The organism is Mycobacterium sp. (genome assembly GCF_035506235.1).
GTDB lineage: Bacteria > Actinomycetota > Actinomycetes > Mycobacteriales > Mycobacteriaceae > Mycobacterium.
The window spans coordinates 1-6,007 of record NZ_DATJPU010000064.1 but is presented as its reverse complement, the minus strand read 5'-3'; the positions used below and the strand labels follow the sequence as shown (position 1 = coordinate 6,007).

General features: G+C 67.9%; 6 protein-coding genes. 3 read left to right on the top strand and 3 right to left on the bottom strand.

Translation table 11 applies throughout. The annotated features are described in order from the left end of the window. The 3 genes from VMD50_RS06285 to VMD50_RS06275 all read left to right on the top strand — a co-directional run. On the top strand, window positions 1-703 hold a 703-nt coding region (locus VMD50_RS06285), incomplete at its 5' end, for an AMP-binding protein (protein WP_325425931.1). An 81-nt stretch (window positions 704-784) separates the two neighbouring features. Beyond that, window positions 785-1,399 carry an FMN-binding negative transcriptional regulator gene (locus VMD50_RS06280; RefSeq protein WP_325425929.1) on the top strand — a complete coding sequence of 205 codons (615 nt, stop codon included), beginning with the start codon at window positions 785-787 and terminating at the stop codon, window positions 1,397-1,399. 144 nt (window positions 1,400-1,543) lie between these two features. Then, on the top strand, window positions 1,544-2,935 hold the full coding sequence (locus VMD50_RS06275) for a phenylacetate--CoA ligase family protein (protein ID WP_325425927.1): 1,392 nt from the start codon (window positions 1,544-1,546) through the stop codon (window positions 2,933-2,935). Between the two features lies 1 nt (window position 2,936). On the opposite strand, the gene VMD50_RS06270 is transcribed toward VMD50_RS06275, so the two are convergent. From VMD50_RS06270 to VMD50_RS06260, 3 genes are all read right to left on the bottom strand, one after another. Continuing rightward, window positions 2,937-4,217 (bottom strand): O-acetylhomoserine aminocarboxypropyltransferase/cysteine synthase family protein, encoded by a 1,281-nt coding sequence (locus VMD50_RS06270; RefSeq protein ID WP_325425925.1) that lies wholly within the window; start codon window positions 4,215-4,217, stop codon window positions 2,937-2,939. A gap of 4 nt (window positions 4,218-4,221) precedes the next feature. Continuing rightward, window positions 4,222-5,220 carry a homoserine O-acetyltransferase/O-succinyltransferase family protein gene (locus VMD50_RS06265; protein ID WP_325425923.1) on the bottom strand — a complete coding sequence of 333 codons (999 nt, stop codon included), beginning with the start codon at window positions 5,218-5,220 and terminating at the stop codon, window positions 4,222-4,224. 6 nt (window positions 5,221-5,226) lie between these two features. After that, the coding region (locus VMD50_RS06260; RefSeq protein ID WP_325425921.1) for an ATP-grasp domain-containing protein at window positions 5,227-6,007 on the bottom strand (781 nt) is incomplete at its 5' end.

Below are 6,007 nucleotides of genomic sequence, written 5' to 3'. Positions count from 1 at the left end.
CACGGCCGATATCAGGGCGGTGTGGGCCGCCAGTCCGGGACTGCGGGTGGTAAACCGGTACGGCCCGACCGAGACGACCATCGCCGTCGCCCACCTGGAACTGACGCCCGAGTTGCTCGACGCGGGGTTGGTACCGATCGGCCATCCCCATTGCGGGAGCTCGTTCCACCTCGTTGACGAGCACGGCAGGCTGGTGGATCGTCCTGGCGCCGTCGGCGAGCTGTACATCGGCGGACTGCAGCTCATGGCGGGATATCTGAATGACCCGGCGCTGAGCGCAGGTGTGCTGCGGACGGACGTCGTCGAAGGAACCACCCTCTACCGCACGGGTGACCTCGTCTACCGCGACGACCGGGGCAACTACGTATACGTGGGGCGTTCGGACCGCGTCATCAAGCGACACGGTGTGAGGATGTCGCTGGTCGAGGTGACCGATGCCCTCGGTGGTATCGACGGGGTCGCATCCGCGGCGTGCACGACCTTCGACCTGGAGGGCGACCTGGGGGTGGTCGCATTCGTGGTGCCGGACGGCGAGCTCACCCCTGTCGCCGTGCGGCAGGCCGCCAGCCAACGGCTCCCGAAAACGATGCTGCCCGATCAATTCGTCTTAGTGGCCGACTTGCCCTTGACGTCTTCCAGCAAGGTCGACGAGCGACGGCTGCTGAAGGAGGCTGGCTTGTCTCCGCCGAATAAAGGGGCCTGAGCCGTCGTCGTTGCACTCCGTTATGGAAATCGACTCGCTGCGCCGAGCTTGACCGTCAACCCCGCCGACATAGTGGAAAACATGTACATTCCCGCCCATTTCACCGCCGGCGAGCAGGCCGTCGACGACCTGCTCACTCACCACGGTGCGGCTGACCTCATCACCGCAACACCGGAGGGCGTGGTCGCTACGATGCTGCCGTTCGTCTACGACCCGGGCACGAGGACCCTTCGTGGTCATCTCGCCCGCAACAATGACCAGTGGCGGCGCGCGGTGGTTGGCGAGGCTCTGGTCATCGTGCGGGGACCAGATGCGTACATTTCCCCGGCCTGGTACCCGAGCAAGGCCGAGCACGGACGCGTGGTGCCCACGTGGAACTACGTCACTGCGCACGTCTATGGGCGACTCGCAGTGCGCGATGACCCGGCCTGGGTCGAACAGAATGTGCGTGATCTAACCGGACGCCATGAGGCCGGGCGACCGCAACCATGGTCCGTCGACGACGCGCCGCCACAGTTCATCGAGGGTCAACTACGCGCGATTGTGGGGGTGGAATTGCTGATCACCCGCATCGAGGCCAAGTTCAAGCTCAGCCAGAATCGCCCGGCCGCTGACGTCGATGGCGTGATCTCAGGATTAGTCGCGGACGGACGCGAAGACGCTGCCCGAGCGGTGCAGCGAGCGCGAACGGCATGAGATCGATTTCGCTCCTGAAGGCGGCTGGCTTGTCTTCGCCGAACGAAGGGGCCTGAGCTGTCGGGAAGGCAACTGCACGTGGCCTAAAAAGGCTATTTGGCTACGAATAGTATGTAATTGTGGGATTTAGGCTACGATTGGTTGGTGCAAGCGATGGCAACGGGCGCGACGTCCGTGGGAAGTTACGAGCAGCTGGTCCTCCGCCAGCGCGCCGAATTGCAAGATGCGTACCTGAAGGGGGTTCGCCGGCTGCGATGGGACGCGAGGCGTCTCGCCGCAGAACGCGAACGGCGTCTTCGGGAGCTGCTGGTGTTCGCCGCGAATCGCTCGCCGTTCTGGCGGGAGCGGCTGGCAGGCCGCGACCTGGCGAATTTCACCGAGTCCGACCTCCCCTCTCTGCCGGTCCTGACTAGAGCCGAGATGATGGCGGAGTTCGACCGGGTGGTCACGGTCCCCGGGTTGACACTTGCCCGGGTCCGACAGCACCTCGATCAGTTGAACGGAGAAGACGAGTACCTGGACGACGAGTACCGGGCAATCGTCACGTCCGGATACATAGGAACCGAAGCAGTCCATGTCTACGGCTGGGACGCATTCGTCACCTTCGTGATGCAGGGCTCGCGCTGGACCGGGCGGCGCGGCGAAGCCCCGGACGCGGTGCTGGCGCAGGCCTTCGCTACCAGCACGCGGCATGAGTCGGGGATATTCCACGCCTTCAGCACCTTCGAAAGCGGAGGACCGGCGTCGCACTGCTTCGGCGGCACGCAACCGCTGGACGAGATTGTCGACGGCCTCAACAACGCGCGTCCCGCGGTGCAGGCTCTCCAAGCGTGGCCGAGCCTCATGCGGCAGCTGGCTCTAGAAGCGATACAAGGACGACTCACCATCAAACCGACCTGGGTCAGCGTCGCGGGAGAGGTCTGCACCCCGCCCGTGCGAGAGTCGGTCCGGTCCGCGTGGGGAATCGAGGCTTCGGAATTCTGGGGCTGCTCGGAGGGAACGTATGCCTTTCCATGCGGCGTCGGAGAAGGCTTGCACGTCGCCGACGATCTGGTGATTCTCGAGCCGGCGGATGCCGATGGCAACCCCGTGCCATACGGCCAACCTGCGGAACGGCTGCTGTTGACCAACCTGTTCAACCCGACGCAGCCGCTGATCCGCTACGACCTCGTAGACGCGGTGACGATGACCGACGAGCCATGTCCGTGCGGGTGTGCTCATCGCCGCATCACAGCGGTCAACGGTCGGATCGACGGAGCCTTCGAGTACGACAGCGGAGCTCTGGTGCCCCGGGCGGCCTTCGAGCAGACTCTCCTGGCCACCCCCGGCGTCGCCGACTTCTTCGTGGGCAAGACGCAAGGTGGTGTCAACGTGTCCGTGGTGACCGACGGTTCATCCGACCTCGAGCATCTGCGGGTGGCATTGGTCGACGTGCTCCGCCGGCACGGCGGGCCGGAGTCGGACGTCGTTGTGCACGAGGTCGCTTCTATAGACCGACTGTGGTCGGGAAAGTCGAAGCAGTTCGACGCCAGGTGATCTAGCGGCCGGCCGTGGCCTTGTCCAGGGCCTGGTCGATGTCGTCGATGATGTCGTCGATGTGCTCGATCCCGATGGACAGGCGGATCGTCTCCGGCCGGATACCGGCCTTCACCAGCTCCTCGTCGGATAGCTGGCGGTGCGTGGTGGAGGCCGGATGGATGGCCAGCGTCTTGGCGTCCCCCAGGTTGAGCAGCCGCTTGACGAGCTGGAGCGCATCGAAGAAGGCCAGTCCCGCGTCGTAGCCTCCCTCGGCCCCGAAGGTGACGATGGACGGTACGCGCCCGTGCAGGTAGCGCTCGACCAGGTGGTGGTAGGGATGCTCGGGGAAGCCGGCGAAGCTGACCCAGGCCACCCGAGAGTCGGCGGCCAGGTAGTCCGCCACGGCCCGGGCATTGGCCTCGTGGCGCTCGAGGCGCAAGCCCATCGTCTCGAGGCCCTGGAGGAGCAGGAAGGCGTTGAAGGGGGAGAGGGTGGCGCCGCTGTTGCGTAGCTGGGTGGAGCGGGCCCGCACGGTGAAGGGCCGCTCGGGGAAGTCGCGGGCGAAGACGACGCCGTGGAACGCGGGCTCGGGCTGGTTGAACATGGGGAAGCGGTCGGGATGGTCGGCCCACGGGAACCGGCCGCCGTCCACGATGGCCCCACCGAGGGTGGTGCCGTGGCCGCCCACGAACTTGGTCAGCGAGTGGACGACCACATCGGCCCCGTGCTCGAAGGGCTTGAGCACGAGCGGCGTGGCCACCGTGTTGTCCACGATGAGGGGCACGCCGGCCGCGTGGGCGACGGCGGCCACCGCCTCGAGGTCCACGATGTTGCCGGCCGGGTTGCCGATGGTCTCGCAGAAGACGGCGCGGGTGTTCTCGTCGATGAGGGGAGCGATCGACTCGGCCCGGTCGTCGACGGCGAAGCGGGCCTCGATGCCCAGGGTCGGCAGCACGTGGGCGAAGTAAGTGAAGGTTGCCCCGTACAGCTGAGGGGCCACCACGAAGTTCGAGCCGGCACTGGCCACCGTCAGGATGGCGTAGCTGACCGCGGCCATGCCCGAAGCCACCACCAGGGCCGCCGTCCCCCCTTCGAGGGCGCAGATGCGCTGCTCGAGGACGTCGAGGGTCGGGTTGTTGAGCCGGTTGTAGTGGAAGCCGGGCGTCTCCAGGTCGAGCACGGCGCCGGCGTGGGCGGCGTTGATGAAGTCGTGGGCCACCGTCTGGTAGATGGGCACGGCCACGGCCCGCGTCCCGTCGGGGGTGTAGCCACCGTGGATGGCGATGGTCTCGTCGTGCATCTCCTCAGGCGCTCCTCTTCTCGATGGTGCCCGACAGCCGATTCGGGATGGTGTCCAACAGGTTGGCGTACAGACGCAGGGCCGCACCCCGCCACGGCCAGGGGGCGCGGGCGCCGACCTCGTCGAAGGGGAAGGCGGCCACCAGGGCCGGGTCTCGCTCGCCGCCCACCACCCGCTCGTGCAGCCGGCTGAGCCGGTCCCAGTCCGGGCCGGCCACGCAATCCCGGGGGAGGCAGGGCAGTTCGTCGCGCTCGTGGCCGGCGTAGCGCCGCAGGTCCCGGGCGTACTCGCGCACGAGACTCGAGGGATCGTATTCGGGATGGCTTTGGACCAGCACGACCTCGGACCGGCCCACCGTCCTCGTGAGCACGCTCCACCCCACCTCCTCCGACTGCAGGGCCACCGCGTAGCCGGCGGCGACCACCGCCTCTACTGGCACGGTGTTGAGCCGCGAGTGGGGCAGGACGACGGGACCTTCGAATTTCGAGAACCCGGCGGCCAGAGGGTGGGTCGGGTCGGCCTCCTGGGCGAAGACGCCCGTGCACTTGACCGGCAGGGTTGTCCGTTCGATGCCGTCGAAGACGGCCAGGGCGGCGTGGGCCGACAGGCAGGACAGCACCATGACCGGCACGTTCTCGCTGCCCCACCGCAGCAGGCCGCACAGATCGGACCAGTAGGGCTCGTCCTCGATGCGGGACTCGATCGGGTTGGAGCCGGTCACCACCAGCAGGTCGGGGGGGTCCGAGGTGATGTCCTGGAGGGGACGGTAGTCGGCGGCGATACGGGCCCGGATCCGCTCGCCCCGGGGCACCCCGGCCATGGTGTGGCGGGTCAGGACGACCGTTTCACACCCGGACCCGGCGTCGAGAAGGCCCACGAACTGTCGCTCGGTGGCGCCGAAGGCGGCGTCGGGCATGTTGTTGACCAGGGCGCACCGCACCGGTCCCTCGGCCCCGTCTCGCGCCGTCCCCGGGTCGAGGGCCCCGGCCAGTCGAACGCCCATCGCCGCTCAATTCCTCTCGTCGGTGTAGGTGACCGTGACCTCCTGGTGGAGGAGCCGATAGGCCGCCTGCAACTGCTCCTCGTCGCCGGCCGAGCCGACCACGGCCACGATGTGGTTGCCGGAGCCGTCCCGCCAGTCGAGGGCGGCCCCCGGGCGCTGGTGGACGCTCACCGTGTCCACCCCGGCGTGATCGCTGAAGTCGTTGATGCCCTCGATGGCCGTTACCGTGGCCGAGACGGTCGGCGGCTGGAGGAAGAAGCGGTAGCCGATGCGGTCGGTGGCCACGGGCCCGTCGATGGACACCGGCTCGCCCAGCGCCACCCGCAGCGTGAGGTTGAGCAGGCTGACGCCGGCGGCCCGCTCCAGCATCTCGGGCACGCCGCCGCCCAACCGTCCGTTGACCTCGATGATGCGGGGGCCGTCGGGTGTGAACTTGACCTCGGTGTGCAGGCACCCGGTACGTACCCCGAGGGCGTCGATGGCCCGGGTGGCCAGGTCGAGGACGGCCGAGCGGCTATCGCGGTCGATGGCGGCGGGGATGAAGAACCCGGTCTCACGGAAGTTTCCGGCCGGCGGGAAGCGGCCGGTCAGGGCCAGGTGGCTGATGGCGCCGTCGGCCACCACGCTCTCGACCGACACGTAGCCGGCGTAGGGGTCGCCGGCCCGGGCCGGATCGTCGGCCAGGTAACCCTCGAGGACCATGTCGGGGCGCCCCGGCCCGAGGGTGTCGAGCAGCTTCTCGAGCTCGGCACCGTCGCGGGCCAGGAACGTGTAGCGGCTGCCCTGG